This window comes from Paenibacillus illinoisensis NBRC 15959 (assembly GCF_004000925.1).
Taxonomy (GTDB): domain Bacteria; phylum Bacillota; class Bacilli; order Paenibacillales; family Paenibacillaceae; genus Paenibacillus; species Paenibacillus illinoisensis.
In genome coordinates, this window is the sequence record NZ_BIME01000006.1 from 380200 (window position 1) to 399351 (window position 19152).

Here is a 19152-nt window from a genome sequence, read left to right on the forward strand (position 1 = left end):
GGAACAGCCAATATCGCAAATAATAATATACATAAACTGACTCTTCCTATGGTTCGTTTACGGAGACGTTTTAAGCAGTACTTTCGTTTCGAGTACAAACGTTCCTGCCTTGGCGTTTAGCAATCGATTAGTTACTCGAAGTTCTCAATCACGATTTTACCTGTCATACGTCCTTCTTCCAGTATGGCATGGGCTTTACGCAAATTGGCTGCATTGATGGGAGAGAGGATCTGGGCAACCGTAGTTCGTAAGCGTCCTTCATCGATCATACGGGAAACTTCGTTTAACAGGTTGTGCTGTTCAATCATATCCGAAGTCTGGAATAATGGTCTGGTGAACATCAGCTCCCAGGCAAAAGTGACGCTTTTGTTTTTCAGTAAGGTCAGATCGAGCAGCTCATCCGTCTCCACAATGGAGCAGATTTTCCCTTGGGGAGCAATGGCTTCAGCCATATTGACCCAATGCTTCTCCGTACTGTTCAAGCAGAAAATATAGTCAACATATTCTAAACCTAGTGCTTTGAGCTGAGGGAGAAATGCTTCGTAATGATTGATGATGTGGTCGGCTCCCATGCTTTTAGCCCACTCAGCAGATTCCGGACGTGAAGCTGTGCCGATGACAGTCAAACCAGCGTGTTTGGCCAGTTGTGTCGCAATAGAACCAACACCACCCGCTGCCCCGATGATCAAAATGGTTTTACCTTCGTTGCGCTCGGTGGCAGCAGGCACACCCAAACGATCAAATAATCCTTCCCAAGCGGTGATGGCGGTTAACGGCAGAGCGGCAGCATGCGCAAATTCCAGTGTTGCTGGTTTAAAACCGACGATTCTCTCATCAACGAGGTGATATTCACTATTCCCACCAGGACGGTCAATGCTGCCGGCATAATATACTTCATCGCCGGGTTTAAACAGTGAAGATTCCGGTCCGGCTTGTTCAACGACACCTGCAACATCCCAACCGAGAACCTTTGGCGTGTTTTCGGTCCGATTTTTGGGAGCGCGCACTTTAACGTCGACGGGATTAACAGAAATGGCTTTGACTCGGATCAGCAAGTCTCTCCCTGTAGGTTCAGGTACATCCATCATAACGTCCAGCAAGCTCTCAGGTTGATTAATGGGTAAATACTTCAGCAAGCCGATGGCTTTCATTTGTCGGTTTGACATGGTCGTTTCCTCCTTGAATGTACATCACTTATTGCTTTCTGGTTGTAATATAACGTATATTAACTATCGTGAATAGTACGCACAATAGTGTGATGTAGTATCAATTTGTATACTGTTAATAGAGGAGGATAAATACATGCGTGACCGCAAATCGGGATATGGCCATTGCCCGAATGAAGAAGGTTGTCCCGTCGAGTATACGTTGGATGTCATTGGCGGCAAGTGGAAGGGTGTACTTTTGTATCATATGATTGAAGGCCCTGTACGATTTAACGAGTTTCGCAGAATATGTCCGACCATTACGCAGAGAATGCTGACGCTACAGCTTCGAGAGCTTGAAGAAGACGGGATCGTGCACCGTGAGGTGTACCCGCAAGTTCCTCCCAAAGTGGAATACTCGCTATCGGAATTCGGACGCACATTAGTGCCGATCATTATGGAAATGAAAATCTGGGGAGAAAAACACAAAAATTTATCAAATGCTGCTTCTAGACAGACAGAAAACGTGGTTGAATCCGTAGTGGATTCGATGTGACCTTCGATGGTCAATTTGATAAGTACCTTATAGTGTTACTATTTAAAGTGTTTAATTAATTACAATCTTCGTTATAGTTCATTGAACTAACGGGTAATGATAGCTCAATAATAACCATGAAAGCAGCTGATCCATGTGATCGGCTGCTTTTGTTCAGTTTACGTGCAAAATATTACTCAAAACAAGAAGTACTCGGCCTATATAAAAGGTTCCTTAAAAGATATAAAGAATAAAAAGATATTCAACCAAATCTCATCTAAGTGTGGTGGCTTTGAAAAAAAATAATAAAAAGGGGGAGACAAAGTGACTCAGGAAGAAGTATTGAAGGGTGGAAATGTGAACCACATTATACGAAAGGAGAATATGGTTCTCCGTCCCACTGGTTATTGGAGTCCGAGTGTTCATGAGCTCCTCAAACATTTAGAGAAGCAAGGATTTGAGGGAGCACCAAGATTTCTCGGAATCGACGACTCTGACCGTGAAATATTATCATTTATTCCAGGAGAAGTCCCAGGAAACGAGTACCCTGAGCTTGAACCCTACATGTGGTCAGATGAAACGCTTGTGGGTTTAGCATGTCTTTTACGCCGTTTTCATGATGCGACTGAAGGATCAACTCTCTTGGCTAATGGCGAGTGGCAGCTTAGTTATGTCGACGAGCGTGAGCACGAAGTGATATGCCATAATGACGCTGCGTTGTATAACGTTGTCTTTCAAAATGAGAATCCTGCAGCGCTGATTGATTTTGACATGGCTGGCCCCGGTCCCCGCATGTGGGACATTGCGTATACCCTTTATACATCGGTTCCACTTGCCAGCTTCCAGCCTAACCATACCTCGGAAAAAACGGTAGTATACCAAACGGATTTGCACTCTAGAGAGCGAAGTCGACGAATCCATCTGTTTTTCGAATCATATGGAATTCCCATCCCTAATGAACTGTGTCAGTGGATTATTCAACGATTGACAACGATGTGTGATACGTTAAGGAATGGTGCTGCCGAAGGGAATTTGGCCTTTCAAAAAATGGTGGATGAAGGACACTTGGCTCACTATGAGAGCGAGATTGGATTTGTAACAGATCATTTCAATGATTGGATGAAGAATTAAGTATTCTACTAACGGGAAACTTTAGTTGAAAAGCTACGAGTAGTCTGCGAATTAGCAGGCTGCTTATTTTTTTGCGGTAATAAAAGTTAGTTTTGAAGCATTTTGAGTTGGTGTATTTGTTGATTGCTTGGAAATAGCCACAAAAGCAGGTTGGAGGGAACTGCCAAAGTTTTTTAACTATACTGTGAGTCGTTCAACTAATTTAACTGCTATTTCTTCGCATGAAAGAACTTCATCACTAATTGCCCGAAGTAATAACTTTCTTCCCATTTCCACTAGAGGTATTTCAATTGTAGTAATATTCATAATTTTAGCTATTGGTTGATTGTCAAACCCTATAACTGCCAGGTCATCTGGTATTGAAATTCCCTTTTCCTTACTGCATGTAACTATTCCTGCAGCTACTTGGTCGTTTGAAACTAATAAAGCTGAGGGAGGATTATTCATATTTATTAATTTTTCAACAATCTCCTGCCCATTCTCGAAATCATAGTTGTCTGAGAAAATATATTCACTTTCAAATGGTTCGTTGAGCTTTTTAAAAAAGTCCCTATAGGCTGTTATCCTTTGCACACCGTTCGTTCCCGCTTTTCTCCCCACGCAAATGCCTATCTTTCTATGACCTTTAGAATACAAATACTCTAAACCCTTGGAGAAACTTTTATAGTGATCCATATATACTGAAGAAACTTTTCTGTCTCCCGTATTTTCACAAAAGATGATTGGACCATAATCTAAATAGGTATCTATAACATCCCATTTGCAAATTCTGGAACATATGATCAAAGCGTCGATTTGCTTTTGTTTTAACATATCTAATGCTTCAATTTCCCTATTTTCTTCATAATTAGTCTGGAACAAAACCATCTTATAGTTAGAATTCAATGCCTCGTTTGCGATACCCTCGACGATTAAAGCAAAAAATGGATGATTAAAAAATGGGATTGCAACACCGATTAGAAAGGTTTTTCCTTTACTTAAATGGACGGCATTTATGTTTTTTTCATATTTGCTTGTCTCAATAGCTCGTCTAACCGCTTCTATTTTTTCTAAGCTTACATACGGCTGATTATTAATTACACGGGATACGGTTGTAATTGAGACGCCTGCCATTTTTGCGATATCTCTTATGTTTGCCATTTGTTCTCCTTTTAAATTTTTTGCGCTTGCTCTGAAACGCTTTCCATAATCTAAACTTTTATCAATATGTATATAAAGTTTAGGAGGTACTTGTATGGTTATCGTGTTGGGCTTATTGAGTTTAATCTCTATGTGTGCTTGTATCTTAATTTTAGCATCATTAGCTATATCACTACATGAAAGAAAGCAGGAAACAGATAACAAGAATGAACCTTTCAGTTATTTATTTGAAGTATATAATGAAAAATAATTACTTGAATAATGTCAATTTATATTTACTAAAAATATTTTTATGAAAAGAGGAAGAATAATGAGCGATAAACAAGTAACTCTACATGCTTTTGAAACAGAATACATTAAAGAACTGCATCACTGGTTGAATGACTCCGTTTCTATTTCCATGGTTGGAAGAACTCCATTGACCTATGAACAAACTGTGAATCATGTGGAGAAAAAACGTCAGGACGGAGATCTTTTATTAGCTATAAAAAATGAAGAAAAGCGTCTAATTGGATGGGTTTTTCTTCAAAATATAGAACTTGAACATGGTAGAGCAAGTATTGGTATCTTGTTAGCTCCAGAAGCACGTGGACAAGGTTATGGAGAACCTGCTATGAAGCAAATGATTGACATTGGCTTTAAGCAGCTACGTTTAAATAAAATTTACTTAACAACTAGAGGTGTTAATAAACAAGCTATTCGTTTGTATAAGAAAGTGGGATTTATTGTGGAAGGGGAGTTAAGGAAACATGCTTTTTTTGAGGGGGAATTTCACGATACATATATTATGGGGGTTTTAGCGTCTGAATGGGATTGAGTTTTTTGTGTTCAGACATGGGTACTTTAAGCACATATCCAATAGTTGAGTTACTCGTTAAAAGTGGACTGTATCCCAATTGATAGACGCCATCTAGCAATTAAGGTGGTTCATTGAAGCTCTAGAAGCTGGATTAGAGGGTTATGCTTGAAAAACGCCTACTAAAAAGGTTGAATACCTTACGCTGCATTCATCTGCAAAAACAGTTTATCGAAGCTATGGATGGTGCTGCCGAAGGAAATTTGGCCTTTCAAAAAAATGGTGGATGAAGGACACTTGGCCCACTATGAGAGCAAACTTTAGATTAATATAAATAGAGCGACAGTTGGTCTTTAGGATCGACTGTTTTTTGTTGAGAATCCATTTACACAGCCTAGCTATGTTTCTTCCATATACACCTTGTTACTGCAGAGGAACAGCTTTGACGAAGAAAAGCTAATATTAAGGGCTATTGAAAAAGTTTTTTTCTACTGAACCTTTTCCCGCACGGGAGCGAATTAAGATTTGTATCACGTTCAGGAGGGGCCCCCATGAATGATAAAGAGTTAATTCAATCGCTTGAAAAAGCAATACTTGGTGATGAGTCAGCTTTCCAGCTGGTCTATCAGGCGACTCACCAAGATGTCTATCGGACCGTTGCTTTTCTCGTCTACAACAAACAGGACATTGAGGAAATTGTGAATGAAGTATACATGCACATGTGGCGGTCATATCAGAAATACGACCCTAATCGACCGTTCCGGTTTTGGTTGCACGGGATCACAGTCCATCTTGTACAGGATTGGAAAAGAAAGACCTGGAGACGAATTCGCCTTTTTGAACGAAATCGCCAGATGACTTGTGAACAACAGTTCGACTGGACGGACAAAGTAGTCTTGCAGTCCGAAACGCAGCATGAGCTCTTTAGCCTTGTCCGCCAGTTATCGTACAAACTACGTGTGGTCGTCATCCTGCGCTATTTTCACGATTATACCTTGGAAGAAATTGCGGACATGTTGCAGATCCCCGTTGGCACAGTTAAATCCAGGCATCATCTAGCCCGGAAAGAACTCCGGAAACGATTTACAATGACAGGAGGAGACGTGTATGTCCATTGACAAAGAGTTGAGTGATGAACTTCGCCAAGTGGCGGATTCGATGCAATGCCCACCGGAGTTGTATGGACGTGTACGACAGTCCTATCAACACTATGTTAAAGAGAAGAGAGGTAGATCTCCTATGAAAAAACGCATAATCGCCGGTATTGCTGCAGTAGCAATCCTCATTCCGTCAGCCGCATTTGCTGCTTCCTATTTGGCCGATGATATTTTTGGTTCTTCTTCGACCATTGAACAGAAAGGTGGTACAGAAGAAGACTATCAAGAAATTGAAGGGATGCTTCAGGCAGCAAAAGGCAAGCTTACCGAAGATGAGTTTAAAGAATATATGGAACTGACAAAGCAGTTGATGGTATTAAAGCTGAAGATCACTGATGAAAATGGGGTCAGTCATGAGGAGAAATTGACCCAAAAAGAGCAGCAGCAATTTGAGCAACTAGCCTCCAAGTTGTCCCCGTATTTCGAGAAGATTAACGAAACGGTCAAGCCGTAATAATGAAAGCAGGAACCCGTTTGTATTTAGCATTCAACTAACGTAGAAACGAGAGCTCATAAGACCAAGGAAGCAGCTGATCAATATGATTGGCTGCTTTTGTTCAACTAACGGGCAGGTTAGCTCAATGCCATATTGTAAAAACTGATGTAACTTTTGTTGACTGTGAGGCGTTGTTAATAACGAGAAACATTTTATAGGTTTTACAATAACTAATTAAGGGATACGAGGGATTAAACTGTGAATAAAAAGGGTCATATTTTTGCTGTTTTATCTTTAACTTTAATAATAGCGACCGTAACTGCCTGTGATTCATCAAGTCCAGCTCAAGAGAATACATCTAATCCAAAGTCTGGTGAACTATCAAGTAAGTCGGCAAGTACAACCCTTACTAATTCTTTAAGCGAAGAAGAGAATAAACCCTCCCACTACATTGCTTCTGGAGGAGCAACTGTACAGCAACCTTTTTCAGTAGATCCGGGATTTGTACATATAAGACTTCTAATGAAGAACAATAGTAGCCATGAAGTCAATGTTAGTTTAACGCACTTAGATACCAGTAATCTGTATTTCGCTAGAACAATTGCTGCCGGGGAATCCCTTGATTGGATAAATTTTAATGAAGGTTTCGAACAAGGCATGCTTAATGGAGGTTATGTACTCCAATGGAGTGGTGGTGGTTATAGTGTTGATGGAGAAGTATGGGGATCAGCTGGTTCAGAATCGGAATTTGTTCATCTATCTTATTGACCTAACGGGATATTAGCAAAATAAATAATAAGAAGGGCAGCTGGTCTTAGTGATCGGCTGCCTTGTTCAGCTAACGGGCAGTGTACTCAATAGATTGATGACTCTTGTATACATATGACCCTTCAGAACGTTGTAAAGATTGAAGGGAGGTTGGAAGTGGATAATGAGCGGATGTTGCAGCTAATGCAGAATAAAATGAAGCATATTCAGCAGTACTTGATTCGCTTGGGAGCGAGCAGGGCTGACGCCGAAGATATTATTCAGGACACGGTATATAAAGGGCTCCTTTATCTTGATTCCATCGTGCCAGAAAAGTTCTCAGCCTGGCTATACCGGGTAGCGCTCAATCGATATTATGATATGCTTCGCAAGCGAAAAAGAATTGAGTGGTTAGATCAAGAGCCAACCGTGGAAGGTAATGAAATCCCGGAGGAAATCCTGTTGCGTAAGGAACGGAGAGAAGAGATCGAGCATGTGATGGATGCACTGAATCCAATCTATAAGCAGTTGCTCATTATGAAATACGAGCTTAATTTCAGTTATCGAGAAATCTCCGATCTGGTAGGTATGCGAGAGGAGATGGTAAAGACATATTTATTTCGGGCGCGCAAGCAATTTCAGAAAAAGTATGGAGGATTATACGATGAATGATGAAAAGTCAAACTTTGATGATGGAGCTGAGCTGTCGTTACTAGTTAGAAGGGCACGACGTCGAACGATTTTAAGAAACATTAGTATTTCGTTTGCAATTACGCTATTTATTCTTACCGGAGGGTGGTTTTTAAATTTACAATTGCAGTACAGAAGTTCAGACAATGCACTGCGTGACATTGAGAAGCTCAAAGCAATCAGTGGTCCCAACCAGTATGTTTTAGGTTCTCAATTTGACTACGGCTTTCTTCATGGAACCCTTGACTATCGAACGTATAAGCTTGTAGAGGGAGTACCGGTCATCTGGGGTGAGGAAACATACGAATTTAGTTCATGGGGTAGTTTTTCACGCCCACCTGGAGATTATTCTTACTTGCAACTTCCAGACCCGGTCATGAAAGAAAAGGGATTTAAATATGAAAGACCCTTTAATCGCTACAATGGTGAACGGGAGATGATGTTCTACCTTCCACTTGTGAAGTACGAGAACTATCTTAACGAGCTTCCAAAGCTTAATGAGATGAGTGAACAGAAGTTGGTTGAGTTGGGTATCTCCCTCGACACGAATTATACTGTAAAGCAGATTGAGTCTATGCTACCAAATGGTGTGCATCCAGTGTGGTATTGGGTAGATACTTATTCAACTTTAGAACCATATACTGGCGATCGGATGCTCGATGGAACCATGCCACAAAGGGCAAGTAGCGTCTATGGATTCGGAATTCATCCAAAAGATAATGATGTCTCTGAAAAGAATTTTCTTGAGGGACTGGAAGACGGAATACAAACCAATGGAAAATACCAACATGAGTTTGAGCGCATTTACGATTATTTGCGTAAAGACAAGGAGAAACCAGATACAAGTGACGTACGAATATTAGGCGTCGTAGTAACAGGGACGGCTGACAGCCTGAAGGCACTGCAGGCGCAAAAATATGTGAAAGCAGCCGTACTAGGGGCAATTGTCGATAAGTGACGTAATGACTATGTCATGAATAGCAATATTTATTACGCTAACGGGCAGTTTTGCTAAATAGATCTGCTGAGTAGTGGAGCATCTGGCCTCTCACGGTTGGTTGCAGACAAGAAAGATTAAAAATTGTAAGGTAAAGGAGAAATCCGGCAGATACGATTGCGATTAAAAACTACCCATGACGCACATGCGTCATGGGTAGTTTTTAATCATTTTCATACGTTCAGGAGGGGGATGTGGTGAAATAGCAATGTCCTAATCACTTCGTAGGACAGACAGAGTTTTGTGTAAAAATGTCCACCGCCCGGGAACGGCCATTCTTCGTATACATTTCTCGAACCGACTTACTTGACCGGCCCCATCCAGGTTGAAATCGTCTTCTGCTGGTGCGGCAACGGCGGTTTCAACTTCCCGTTATCGATCAAATGCTTCAAAATATAAGCGACCAGCCGGCCTCCGCCGGTGTTGCCTCTCACCATGTAAGCAAGCTGCGGCTCCAAATGCTTCGGCTGATTTTGCAGGAACAGGTTGAGCATTTTGTCGTAGAGCTTGCCGACAGCAGGCGCATACAGAGCGGACAAATCCGGCATTGCCTTGTTCAACCGATCCAACGTTTGCGGAGAGTCGATCCAAACCGCATTGAACTTGTACCCCTCTTCGGTCTTGCGGATGTACCCCTTCTCCAGCAGGAACGAATATTGCTCGGCGTTCTCTTCGTTGTCGGGCAGTTCCCCTTGTTGGAACGCATGACAAATCTCGACATTCCGGTATTCCAGGAAACGCCAATCCATCTCGCGGTCGCTCCAGTACGTACTGAATTGCCACAAATATAAGGGAGTGTCTTCGACGTAGCGGAGCGACGGACCGAAGGTGACGTAACTACTCATATCAAAACCTGGATCGGTATAGTGGCTCCGATTTAACGCTGCATAGGCAATATATTGACCTCCATCCTTTCGTATTGGTGCGACTGCGTCGAAGTTTTCGCCCGCTGGCATGCTCCGCCAAGATTGCTCCTCGATGTTCTTGGGCAGCAAGGTCCAGAGCAGGAAGTTATAGTCGCCGTCCGGAACGTACACCCCGCTATCCTCAACTTGCCGGCGAGCTTCCATTAACGCGTCAAAATGAACATCGGCCACTTCGGCAGCGCAATCTTGCCAAAATTGATGACCGGCTACGGCCAATTCGAAGAGGTCCCAGATGATGGTGTTGCTTTGATATTTGCCGGGAGAGGTTTGGATGAGAAAATTGTAATCGGCCAGGTGCCGGACTTCGTCTTCCAACAAAGACGGCGGCATACCCAGTTCCTCCGCGATTTGATGTACGGTCCGCGCCTTGTGATAAGCCGCGTAAACGATATTTTGCGCCAAGGCGCGTCCAAGAAAATCGTTGGTTTCGCCCAGTTTGCCGGCCGAACCGGTATGGCCCATTTCCCCCATGCTGACCGGATTGACACTTAAAGTTCCTGTTGTACGCATACGTTTCATCCCTTTCCGTAACTTCTTTTTAGCCTCGCTCAAATGCCACTTCACCGTGCCTACAGGAATGTTCAGAGCAATCGCGATATCGCCGATTTTAAGCTCGTCGTAGTAATGCATGACCACGATTCGGCGATGGATGTCGGACAGAAACACGACTTCTCGGCGGAGCTCGTGGTAAGCTTCGGTTACCAGCAGCCGGTCAAGCGGTTCCCGGGAAGGGGAAGCAGACAGTTCAGACATGCCGTTGATTTCGATCGCTTGGGGAGCATGCGCACGCTTTTTCAACCAATTTACCCAAGTGTATCGGGCAACCGTCCAGACGTAAGCGTCAAGGCTTCTAATGTCCCGCACCCCGGAGAAGGATTTCAACAACTGCAGCATAATCTCCTGAGCCAGATCCTCTGCCTCGGCCCGGTGCTTGACCCGGTTTAACGCAAAACCGAAAATCGGTTTGACATAGCTCCGAATCGCTTCCGCGGCTTCTTTTCCGTTTTTACTAATTGAATCCATTTTTTCCTCCATATTTGCATCTGTAATTCCTGACAATTATATAGTGTGCCAGGCGAAATAAAGGTTGGGATTATTTTTTTATAAAATTGGACGTCCTACTGAATCACTTATACATATGTAATTACAAACTTCATGAATAGGTCATTTAAATGGTTGAAGAGACGTTATGAACTTTTTGTTAAACAAGATGAAGATTACTTTAGATGTAAAGGTCTCACTTCTAGTATATAAAGATACTTCTTTTCCGTTCAACTATGGGAGGATACAAACTAGGAGCACGAGCCGAAGTTCTTCTACGGGTACTTGGTGTGCTCTTTCGTTCCGTAGTTAACCAGGGGTGGTCTCGATTAATTATTTAAATGCACAACAGAGGTTCATTAAAGTAACGAGAAACGTTAGCTCATAACAACAAGAAAGCAGCTGATCAAAGTGATCGGCTGCTTTTGTTCAACTAACGGGGAGGTTAGTTTAATTTTTTGGAGAATAATTAAAATAGTAATTCGTTCCAAACGTCATCAAAGGTATCTGTCTACAAGTGTATATCTTAACGCTGTTACTCCACCGAACCCGTCCAACAACTGGCGACTCATCTGAAGCTCTTGAAGACTCGGTTCAAGCACCTCTCTCAGGAAAAAAACGGCTGGTAATTCAATGTAAACGAACAATCGTGTTAGTCCAAAGACATGGTAAAACACTTGAACAACAAGCTTTGATATAATATCAGATAGCAACAATCTGTTTTATTGGAGGTGAGGCTATTGAAAACAATTGGGGTAGGATTCTTACATGCATCTCTCTATGCAAAGCCAGTGAAGAATATGGCAATGCTTTGCATAGAGTTTAGAAACAATTACATTGCCAACGACGAATCGTAATATTCTACTAACTGGCTTTGCACCTTATTGATTTATTTAATAAGGAGTGAGGTCCATGAAATATTCAAAAGCCGAGTCTATTTTTCCGGAAGAATTGCTACGTGTCATTCAAGAGTACGTTCAAGGCGAATTGGTTTATATCCCAAAACCCAAAGAGGCACACTTAAAATGGGGCGAGAAAACCCTAAGCAAGGATAGGGTCTCTGCTCGAAACGCGGAGATTAAATCCTTATTTTGTAATGGCGTCAGCATAGAGGAATTGGCGGGACGATACTTCTTGTCCTGCGAAAGTATAAAGAAAATTGTCTATAAAAAGAACTAACGAATTCCGCTAACTCGTCATATAGACGGTTTAGCGGATTTTGTTCAAAGATGAATTAAATCAACTTATACCTAGTTACCGCACCTCTAAATCGATAGACTCAAGTTAAGGTTGTTGGAATGAAGAACGGCCGGATCATACGAAGGCGGTGTAACGAATGGATGAAAACATAAAGGAGAAGCTGCTGAGCAAAAATGAATTGCTCATTAACATGGTGATTGAACGGGTGAAAAGAGATTTTCTAGACGATATCGCAATTATTGGGCTTACGGGTTCATTTAGCACGGGGGACTTTCATGAGAAGAGCGATCTTGATTTAGTTATCATTAATAATACAGAACGGGGATGGGAAATATCCGATTGTTTCATCTTGGATGACGTTGGATATGACATCTACTGCACGCCATGGGATTCAAAAATACAAGAGCAATCCACCTTGGAGAGCCCCAATGTTTCGAGTCTAACCGAACTCAAAATACTCTACTATGCAAAGCCTGAGGATTTGGAGAAATTGAACGACTTCAGGCAAAAAGCTCTAAATGCACTTGCGAACCCAATAGGAGAAGCATGTCTTAATCGAGCAAAAAAATGGATCGACTTGGCTAAGCAGGCATACAGCGATACGATGCTGGGGGAAGATATCGGTTCAGTGCGACTTGCATCTGCTGGCGTTCTGTACAATCTAGTCAATGCCTTGGTCAACATGAATAACACGTGCATCAAACGAGGAATCAAGCGATATTTGGAAGAGATACGCTCGCTTCGCTATATTCCAGATGATCTCGAATCCTCATACATGTCCATCATCGAAGCTCATACCATTGAAGATGTCCGAATCGCATCTTTTAATATGTTGAATAGCGTTACGAGGTTACATAGCACGATGTGTGATAACTTCATGGTTAAACCTGCTCCGACCTTTAATAATCTGAGGGGAACATACGAAGAATTGTGGTGTAACTACCGCAATAAAATCTTGAACAGTGTTATAACGAATGATGCCTCCTACGTCTTTCTTTCGGCCTATGGAGCACAAGGGTATCTTGATGAGATGACTGTGGCCAAAGGAACCAAGAAATTTGATCTTATGCAGTACTTTGATGCAAGTGATTTATCAGTGATGAAAGAGAAGTTCCTTGAAGTGATGGATGAATATCTAGACGAGTATGATAAAGTCGGCAGAAAAGTCGAATGTTTTACAACCTTCGAGCAACTATATGCCCATCATATGAGTCTTTGACCCTAGATATCCCAGTCCGTAGGATGTCCGTAGAAACGGGACTGTAGACAATCTATCTGATAAAATAGGATTTCTTAAAGGGCCCTGAAGAATTAGTTTCTTTACGGTCTTTTTTATTTGGAGGTTTGCACTATGATGGGTATATGGATTACACTTTGATGGCAAATGATTTGTCTACAAATATAGATAAATTGCAAAAGCGAATTATTAAGGTGATTGCAATAGCTTATGAAAATTTATCGTCTAAAGAAGCCTGTCTAATCTCAGGTAAAAGACTTTCAGGTAGGTGAATAATATTCAAACAATATATGTCCAAGTCCGACATTCGTCATTCTGGTATGGGGTTTACGGATTCTGCAGCAAGAGTCGAAATGATGAGATTACGCTTTATTCAGATCAAGATCAAAATAACTTTTTAGGTTATTTTGAACTTACAACTGCTATAGCTCTAACTAATCTTTTGAAATATGATATAGATATTATTGGTGACGATAAAGAATATTGTAATGAAATTAACCGTTTCATAAACGGTGAAGAGGATATTTATTATAGTTACACATACCCAAGAGATTTAGAAGATGTATCTTCTCAAGTTACTCATTCTGCTCCGACGAATATAGATGGGTATAAACCTATCTATATTGATATGTGGTCAAAATTATCTCAATCTTGGGACTTGGATGAGATAAAGAAAAGTGTGAGAATCCTTGCAAAAGATTTTTTAGGCTTGCATACTGAAAATATTGAATTTATAGAGATTCCAACGTTTGAAGAAACAAAAGTGTCGTACGAACAAGATTATAAACCTTAAGTAAACGAAAATTGAACAAACGGAAGGGAAGAAATGGCACAATAAGAACAGAGAAGAAGCCTATCATTGTGATCGGCTTTTTGTTTAACTAACGGGCAGGTTAACGTAAATAGGACTTCACTTTTTCGCATGCAACCTTTCCTATAATATACGTTTTATTAAGAACTTGGGTAATGGGAAGGAAGATGAAATATGAATTTTTTTATTTATCTAGGGATCATTCTAATTTTTGTTTCTGGAATTTGTATTGGAGCATGGACGACTGGTAACCAACAAAGAGGTAATTTTTATTCAGAGTCTAATGAAGACCGTAAAATAAAGAAGAAAGTTGCTACATGGTCTGCTTTAGCTGGTGTATGCTCGTTTACAGTTGCTGGATTGATTTATTTGTTAAACTAACGGGCAGGTTAGTTGAAAAAAATAAGATAGCTACTGATACATTCTGAATATAATTGTTGAGATATTATGTTACTTATTTTTGGGGAATTAATAAAAAAAGCCCTTATAAAAACTAAGGACTTTTTTGCTTCAGTTACCAATAGTGTAGGTATATGTTGCAGAAGATTCGTTATCAGAATCTTCTAAATGAACTCTCCACGATGTGTTTGCTCCCTGGGCCCAAGATCCTGGCCTCTGGCCCTTTTCATCAAAATTATCCGCCCAAACTTGTTGGGTTACATACTTACCATTAACAAGTTTTTGCCATGTTACAGTAAAATTATGTCCTGGCTCCCCATAAAAATCATAATAAACAGAGCTCCGACTTGTCTCTATAACGGAAGAAATATTATCAGTTACGGGAATCTTACTGTTTGTTTTGTCAACAAGTTCGACTGAGTTTGCAGTTGCATTCGGTACTTTGGTAGCGGTGGGTTCGGCATTGGCTGTTGAACTAATAAGCAGAATTAAAATAACAATTGAAGCATTGAATATCTTTTTCATAAGCACCATTCCTCTCCTATAATTAGAGACTATTTATTAGTAATAGGATGATCCTAAACCCTCTTTTGTATACCTCTTTTTTAATTAGGAGCATAGAAGAGTACTATAATTTGTTTATATTAAAGTAACGAAAAAGGCTCACTTGAAATTTTCAAATCATTAAACTAACGGAAAACGTTAGCTCATAACAACAAGAAAGCAGCTGATCATGTGATTGGCTGCTTTTATTCAACTATTTACATTACTCTTCAATACAACTTTTCTTTGGAAACTGCGTCTTAATTCAAGCAACTATTGGCTAGTTACAGTGATTAGAGAGGAATGGTCAGAATGAAGAAATACCTTGCTGGATTATTAATTATTTTTGTCCTATGTTTGGGCTTACCGGGACAGGCCTACATGGAGGCATCTAACCAACAGCCTTTGGCTTTTGAGGATTCCAATCTAGAACAAGCGATTAAGTCATTATTGAATAAAAACGACGATGAATCCCTAACCAAAGAGGATCTAGAGTCACTGACCGACGTTCCTTTAGCGGGTAAAGGAATTAAGAGTTTGCAGGGTTTGGAGTATGCAGTCAATATGACGAGGCTCTCTTTAAGCAGAAATCAAATTGCTGATATTTCACCTCTATCCGATGCTGTGAATTTGACGACTTTGGATTTGAGCGACAATCAAATTGAGGATATTAAGCCCCTTGGGAAGTTAACGAAGTTGACAGATTTATCTCTAGCTAGCAACCAAATCAATGATCTTTCACCGCTAGCGGGACTAGTTAATCTGAATACGTTGTCCATAAGTTCTAACAAGATCACAGATCTAAAGCCGCTAGCAGGATTGGTTAATCTTTGGAGACTCGATGCTGCGAATAATAACATCAAAGATCTTGCTCCGTTATCTAAATTAACTAACTTACTTTCTCTGGATTTATCATCTAACCAGATTTATGATTTGGAGCCGTTGAGAAATCTTCAAATGTTGGCTTACCTCTATTTGAAAAACAATCGAGTCTGGGATTTAGAGCCGCTCCAACAACGTGGTTTTTTACCGTATTATGATACGGGTGCATTCATTGAACCACTTGCACTGCAAAATAACTATTTAGATTTAAGCAAGGGATCGAAAACAACTAAATTATTTGTGAAAATGGCAGGAAATGAGTTGCCTGGCGGTCAGCGTAAGACACAGCGCTTGGTGATCGGCAGCACGACTGCTTATGTTGGAGACAGTGCTTATCGTATTACCGCAGCGCCATTTATTCAGACGGGACGTACCTATGTGCCGATCCGTTTCATCTCCGAGAAGCTTGGGGCAGCCGTGAATTGGAAACAGAGCACCAAAGAGGTAACGATTCAGAAGGATGGTAAAACGATTCGTTGGGCGGTAGGGAACAGGCAGGTAAAAGTAAACCAGCAAACGGTGATGCAAGATGCTCCTTTACTTCTGAAGAACGGCAGTGCGTTCGTTCCTGTTCGTTTTGTGGCGGAGCAGTTAAATACTTCCGTTGAATATATGGGAAGCAAGCATATGGTCGTAATTTTCAAAAATTAATCAGCATAATGGAATTACAGAATAATCTCTGAAGATAAGGACGCAATGACCATGCTTCAAAACAAGAGTAAAGTTAGACCGTCATTAAACTAACGGGCAGGTTAGTTTAATAAAAGTTAAAGGTTTTTAAAGCTTTGGGTTACTCAGATTGTTGTTATACTTATCGACTAATTTTTGCAAAGTTGTTACAGCACTTCAAGCTCCCTATCCGCGTTCGCTCTACATCTGTATTTCTCAACATTGCACCAATCATACAATGCTGATTACCATCAAAGTTATCGATATTATCGATAGTTATATCTAGGTAATATCATTAATTTTGATGATTCAATTGTCATAACCGAGAGTTCATGATAAAGTATCGGGAACTTGCAAAAGGTGAGGGATGCTCGTGGAACTAACTTATTTGAAAACCTTTCGGGAAGTGGCAAAGTGGGGAAGCTATACGCGAGCCGCGGAAACACTTGGATATGCACAGTCCAGCATCACGACTCAGATTCAGAAGCTGGAGGAAGCTTACGGCGTCGTTCTCTTAGAACGTTTTGGCAGGGGAATGAAACTAACGTTGGCTGGCGAAACGCTGTTGCAATATGCCAACGATATACACAGACTGCATGAAGAGTCCAAAGAAGTCGTATCCAAACAATCCAAGGGAAAACTGTCCATAGGAACTATCGAGACTTTGGCTGCCTTCTGCCTTCCGCCATATCTTCAAAAGTATCGTGGAGAATATCCTGGTATCAATGTGATCATCCAGCCTGGTAACGAACCTTATATTATTGAGTCAGTCAAAAGTGGCGAACTAGACATAGGGATCATTTTGGATCCTCCATTTAAGGATCCCGATCTTCACTGCCGCATTTTGAGAGAAGAGCCGTTAGTTTTTATCACGAATCCTGATCATAAACTTGCTTGTCAAAGTGAAGTCCACATTGAAGATCTTGAGGGTGAATCGTTGATTATGACAGAAGATGGCTGTACTTACCGGGCCATGCTTCTCAATGTTTTGAAAAGGAATCAAGTGAATTACAGTCTTTCCTACGAATTCGGCAATTTGGAAGCAATCAAGCAGTGCGTTATTTATGATCTTGGAATTGCCTTGCTGCCGCGTATAGCGGTTGCCGAGGAAATCTGTAAGGGCCAAATTGTCGCGGTTCCTTTCGTCCATCCGGAGTGTAGATTTTATACGCAACTCATTTATTCTAAAAAAAAGTGGAAGTCCAAAGCTTTTCAAGGTTTCGTGGATTTAATCAGTGGAACCAATTATCAATATGATTGAAGTATCTTATAGATTTCTATCGATAACTCCATGGTTAGAGGCTGTGTTACATTGATTGCAAGAAATCAAATCAGCCCCCTTGGAGGTAACCCAAATGACAAATCAGATCCGATATTCCCTCGTCTTAGAGACGCCTGCTCCTTCGCCTGAGTACATTCATCAGCATTTCATGAACAAGCTTGCCGTAGAAACGGACGTCTCAGATGTAAAACATGATATGACGCATGGTCTCAATGACTTTGTACTTATCGACGTAAGAAGCGCTATTGCTTATGGAGAATGCCATATCCCGGGAGCTCTTAGTCTTCCTTCCAACACGATCAGCGAAGCAACAACGGCGTCTTTGCCCAGAGATAAAGTCATCGTCGTCTACTGCTGGGGGCCAGCATGCAACGGCGCTAGCAAAGGAGCAGCCCGCTTATCCCGTCTTGGTTTTCAGGTGAAAGAAATGCTTGGAGGCATGGAGTACTGGCGTAAGGAAGGAAACGAGGTAGAGGGTACGCTTGGCACTTCAGCATGCATGATCGGGTAAGCTCATGAACAAACGATCAAAATGGAAAAGTTCAATTAACGGGAAACGATAACTGAATATATGTAGTAAGCAGCTGATCCATGTGATCGGCTGCTTTTGTTCAGCAAGCGGGCAAAATAGACCACTTGTGTGCTTATAGATAGATAGAGACCCCCCGCCATGATCGGCGAAGGGTCTGTGTATCTCAATTTAATATGAAACTGAACTTCACGTTAAGTGATGCTAAGTCCGCCGCTTGCATATCCGGCCAAAGTTGTAGCCACATCAATTCCCGCTGTTACTGATGCCGAGAACACCATAAGCAGGCGGTCACCGGCAGTTACCGGAATGCTCAATCCTGTTGTCAATCCGCTGGATATTGTTCCGAGTGCCAAGACACCGGTCAATGAAGGCGTCAAGGTTACTACAGCACCCGGTACAGCCGTAAAGGAGTTATTTGGTGTAGTAGATCTGAATAGTTGTGCAGTTATGGTTATGGTAGATCCAACCAAGCTTAGTCCAGCTGTCGTACTGAAATAAGCGGCCAGTGAAGTAATCGTTCCTGAACGTGATGCGGAGAAAGCAAAGTTTAGCAAGGTGCCGGCAGCGCCTGTGAGATCAATGATTCCTCCGTTGACACTTACACCTGAAGCACTGTTGCCAAATCCAACTAAACTGGAGGTATTCAAAAGTCCCCCTAATACGGTAGTCAGTGCAACTGGAAGTCCGGATGCATAAGGAATGATAGCTCCGGCACCTGCCGCTCCAGTAGCCCCGGTAGAACCTGGAGCACCTGTCGCTCCGGTGACTCCGGTTGTGCCTGGAGCCCCCGTCTCACCGGTAGAACCTGGGGAGCCCGTCGCACCTGTGACACCAGTAGCCCCCGGAGCCCCCGTTT

The 19152-nt window shown here is 41.6% G+C and carries 22 protein-coding genes; 17 read left to right on the forward strand and 5 right to left on the reverse strand.

Annotation, left to right across the window (positions count from 1 at the left end):
- Positions 1-131: 131 nt before the first annotated feature.
- Positions 132-1166 carry a zinc-binding alcohol dehydrogenase family protein gene (locus PIL01S_RS17275; RefSeq protein ID WP_127538570.1) on the reverse strand — a complete coding sequence of 345 codons (1035 nt, stop codon included), beginning with the start codon at positions 1164-1166 and terminating at the stop codon, positions 132-134.
- Positions 1167-1302: 136 nt separating this feature from the next.
- On the opposite strand from PIL01S_RS17275, the gene PIL01S_RS17280 reads away from it, so the two are divergent.
- Together PIL01S_RS17280 and PIL01S_RS17285 are read left to right on the forward strand one after the other, a co-directional pair.
- Complete coding sequence (locus PIL01S_RS17280; protein WP_127538571.1) at positions 1303-1701, forward strand: winged helix-turn-helix transcriptional regulator; 399 nt, start codon at positions 1303-1305, stop codon at positions 1699-1701.
- A gap of 303 nt (positions 1702-2004) precedes the next feature.
- Positions 2005-2811: an aminoglycoside phosphotransferase family protein gene (locus tag PIL01S_RS17285; RefSeq protein WP_246058374.1), complete on the forward strand. Its 807-nt coding sequence runs from the start codon at positions 2005-2007 to the stop codon at positions 2809-2811.
- Positions 2812-2988: 177 nt separating this feature from the next.
- Here the strand turns inward: PIL01S_RS17285 and PIL01S_RS17290 are convergent, their stop codons facing one another.
- A complete protein-coding gene (locus PIL01S_RS17290; protein WP_127538572.1) occupies positions 2989-3951 on the reverse strand; it encodes a LacI family DNA-binding transcriptional regulator in 963 nt (320 codons plus the stop codon).
- A gap of 94 nt (positions 3952-4045) precedes the next feature.
- On the opposite strand from PIL01S_RS17290, the gene PIL01S_RS29535 reads away from it, so the two are divergent.
- The 8 genes from PIL01S_RS29535 to PIL01S_RS17320 all read left to right on the forward strand — a co-directional run bounded on the left by PIL01S_RS29535 (position 4046) and on the right by PIL01S_RS17320 (position 8735).
- On the forward strand, positions 4046-4201 hold the full coding sequence (locus tag PIL01S_RS29535) for a hypothetical protein (RefSeq protein ID WP_164764261.1): 156 nt from the start codon (positions 4046-4048) through the stop codon (positions 4199-4201).
- A 60-nt stretch (positions 4202-4261) separates the two neighbouring features.
- Positions 4262-4768 (forward strand): GNAT family N-acetyltransferase, encoded by a 507-nt coding sequence (locus tag PIL01S_RS17295; RefSeq protein WP_127538573.1) that lies wholly within the window; start codon positions 4262-4264, stop codon positions 4766-4768.
- A gap of 143 nt (positions 4769-4911) precedes the next feature.
- The gene (locus PIL01S_RS30045; protein ID WP_281280806.1) at positions 4912-5037 is read left to right on the forward strand and encodes a hypothetical protein; all 126 of its coding nucleotides are present in this window, start codon (positions 4912-4914) and stop codon (positions 5035-5037) included.
- 261 nt (positions 5038-5298) lie between these two features.
- Positions 5299-5865 carry a sigma-70 family RNA polymerase sigma factor gene (locus PIL01S_RS17300; protein ID WP_127538574.1) on the forward strand — a complete coding sequence of 189 codons (567 nt, stop codon included), beginning with the start codon at positions 5299-5301 and terminating at the stop codon, positions 5863-5865.
- A complete protein-coding gene (locus PIL01S_RS17305) occupies positions 5855-6358 on the forward strand; it encodes a DUF3600 domain-containing protein (protein WP_127538575.1) in 504 nt (167 codons plus the stop codon). Before PIL01S_RS17300 ends, PIL01S_RS17305 begins: the two co-directional genes overlap by 11 nt.
- Positions 6359-6598: 240 nt before the next feature.
- Positions 6599-7108 (forward strand): pilus assembly protein, encoded by a 510-nt coding sequence (locus tag PIL01S_RS17310; RefSeq protein WP_127538576.1) that lies wholly within the window; start codon positions 6599-6601, stop codon positions 7106-7108.
- 156 nt (positions 7109-7264) lie between these two features.
- Entirely contained in the window at positions 7265-7759 is a 495-nt protein-coding gene (locus tag PIL01S_RS17315; protein WP_127538577.1) for an RNA polymerase sigma factor, read from the forward strand.
- On the forward strand, positions 7752-8735 hold the full coding sequence (locus PIL01S_RS17320; RefSeq protein ID WP_164764262.1) for an anti sigma factor C-terminal domain-containing protein: 984 nt from the start codon (positions 7752-7754) through the stop codon (positions 8733-8735). Before PIL01S_RS17315 ends, PIL01S_RS17320 begins: the two co-directional genes overlap by 8 nt.
- A gap of 341 nt (positions 8736-9076) precedes the next feature.
- Here PIL01S_RS17320 and PIL01S_RS17325 read toward each other — a convergent pair whose 3' ends face one another.
- Positions 9077-10723 carry an RNA polymerase sigma factor gene (locus tag PIL01S_RS17325; RefSeq protein ID WP_164764263.1) on the reverse strand — a complete coding sequence of 549 codons (1647 nt, stop codon included), beginning with the start codon at positions 10721-10723 and terminating at the stop codon, positions 9077-9079.
- A gap of 930 nt (positions 10724-11653) precedes the next feature.
- Here PIL01S_RS17325 and PIL01S_RS17330 point away from each other — a divergent pair.
- From PIL01S_RS17330 to PIL01S_RS17345, 4 genes are all read left to right on the forward strand, one after another.
- Positions 11654-11920, forward strand: a complete 267-nt coding sequence (locus tag PIL01S_RS17330; protein WP_127538580.1) for a CD3324 family protein — start codon at positions 11654-11656, stop codon at positions 11918-11920.
- 157 nt (positions 11921-12077) lie between these two features.
- Positions 12078-13160 (forward strand): nucleotidyltransferase domain-containing protein, encoded by a 1083-nt coding sequence (locus PIL01S_RS17335; protein ID WP_127538581.1) that lies wholly within the window; start codon positions 12078-12080, stop codon positions 13158-13160.
- Between the two features lie 286 nt (positions 13161-13446).
- Positions 13447-13971 carry a hypothetical protein gene (locus tag PIL01S_RS17340; protein ID WP_127538582.1) on the forward strand — a complete coding sequence of 175 codons (525 nt, stop codon included), beginning with the start codon at positions 13447-13449 and terminating at the stop codon, positions 13969-13971.
- 192 nt (positions 13972-14163) lie between these two features.
- Positions 14164-14370, forward strand: a complete 207-nt coding sequence (locus tag PIL01S_RS17345) for a DUF5316 family protein (RefSeq protein WP_127538583.1) — start codon at positions 14164-14166, stop codon at positions 14368-14370.
- Positions 14371-14499: 129 nt separating this feature from the next.
- On the opposite strand, the gene PIL01S_RS17350 is transcribed toward PIL01S_RS17345, so the two are convergent.
- The gene (locus PIL01S_RS17350) at positions 14500-14913 is read right to left on the reverse strand and encodes a hypothetical protein (RefSeq protein WP_127538584.1); all 414 of its coding nucleotides are present in this window, start codon (positions 14911-14913) and stop codon (positions 14500-14502) included.
- Positions 14914-15243: 330 nt separating this feature from the next.
- On the opposite strand from PIL01S_RS17350, the gene PIL01S_RS17355 reads away from it, so the two are divergent.
- The 3 genes from PIL01S_RS17355 to PIL01S_RS17365 all read left to right on the forward strand — a co-directional run bounded on the left by PIL01S_RS17355 (position 15244) and on the right by PIL01S_RS17365 (position 18275).
- A complete protein-coding gene (locus tag PIL01S_RS17355; RefSeq protein WP_127538585.1) occupies positions 15244-16464 on the forward strand; it encodes a leucine-rich repeat domain-containing protein in 1221 nt (406 codons plus the stop codon).
- Between the two features lie 391 nt (positions 16465-16855).
- A complete protein-coding gene (locus PIL01S_RS17360) occupies positions 16856-17743 on the forward strand; it encodes a LysR family transcriptional regulator (RefSeq protein ID WP_127538586.1) in 888 nt (295 codons plus the stop codon).
- Positions 17744-17837: 94 nt separating this feature from the next.
- Complete coding sequence (locus PIL01S_RS17365) at positions 17838-18275, forward strand: rhodanese-like domain-containing protein (protein ID WP_164764264.1); 438 nt, start codon at positions 17838-17840, stop codon at positions 18273-18275.
- A 212-nt stretch (positions 18276-18487) separates the two neighbouring features.
- Here the strand turns inward: PIL01S_RS17365 and PIL01S_RS17370 are convergent.
- The coding region (locus PIL01S_RS17370; RefSeq protein ID WP_281280807.1) for an exosporium glycoprotein BclB-related protein at positions 18488-19152 on the reverse strand (665 nt) is incomplete at its 5' end.

Excerpts from the sequence above, each read along its gene's own strand:
- PIL01S_RS17275 (WP_127538570.1), bottom strand. The coding sequence starts at position 1,166 with ATGTCAAACCGACAAATGAAAGCCATCGGCTTGCTGAAGTATTTACCC.
- PIL01S_RS17280 (WP_127538571.1), top strand. The coding sequence starts at position 1,303 with ATGCGTGACCGCAAATCGGGATATGGCCATTGCCCGAATGAAGAAGGT.
- PIL01S_RS17290 (WP_127538572.1), bottom strand. The coding sequence starts at position 3,951 with ATGGCAAACATAAGAGATATCGCAAAAATGGCAGGCGTCTCAATTACA.
- PIL01S_RS29535 (WP_164764261.1), top strand. The coding sequence starts at position 4,046 with ATGGTTATCGTGTTGGGCTTATTGAGTTTAATCTCTATGTGTGCTTGT.
- PIL01S_RS17295 (WP_127538573.1), top strand. The coding sequence starts at position 4,262 with ATGAGCGATAAACAAGTAACTCTACATGCTTTTGAAACAGAATACATT.
- PIL01S_RS30045 (WP_281280806.1), top strand. The coding sequence starts at position 4,912 with ATGCTTGAAAAACGCCTACTAAAAAGGTTGAATACCTTACGCTGCATT.
- PIL01S_RS17300 (WP_127538574.1), top strand. The coding sequence starts at position 5,299 with ATGAATGATAAAGAGTTAATTCAATCGCTTGAAAAAGCAATACTTGGT.
- PIL01S_RS17305 (WP_127538575.1), top strand. The coding sequence starts at position 5,855 with ATGTCCATTGACAAAGAGTTGAGTGATGAACTTCGCCAAGTGGCGGAT.
- PIL01S_RS17320 (WP_164764262.1), top strand. The coding sequence starts at position 7,752 with ATGAATGATGAAAAGTCAAACTTTGATGATGGAGCTGAGCTGTCGTTA.
- PIL01S_RS17325 (WP_164764263.1), bottom strand. The coding sequence starts at position 10,723 with ATGGATTCAATTAGTAAAAACGGAAAAGAAGCCGCGGAAGCGATTCGG.
- PIL01S_RS17330 (WP_127538580.1), top strand. The coding sequence starts at position 11,654 with ATGAAATATTCAAAAGCCGAGTCTATTTTTCCGGAAGAATTGCTACGT.
- PIL01S_RS17335 (WP_127538581.1), top strand. The coding sequence starts at position 12,078 with ATGGATGAAAACATAAAGGAGAAGCTGCTGAGCAAAAATGAATTGCTC.
- PIL01S_RS17345 (WP_127538583.1), top strand. The coding sequence starts at position 14,164 with ATGAATTTTTTTATTTATCTAGGGATCATTCTAATTTTTGTTTCTGGA.
- PIL01S_RS17350 (WP_127538584.1), bottom strand. The coding sequence starts at position 14,913 with ATGAAAAAGATATTCAATGCTTCAATTGTTATTTTAATTCTGCTTATT.
- PIL01S_RS17355 (WP_127538585.1), top strand. The coding sequence starts at position 15,244 with ATGAAGAAATACCTTGCTGGATTATTAATTATTTTTGTCCTATGTTTG.
- PIL01S_RS17365 (WP_164764264.1), top strand. The coding sequence starts at position 17,838 with ATGACAAATCAGATCCGATATTCCCTCGTCTTAGAGACGCCTGCTCCT.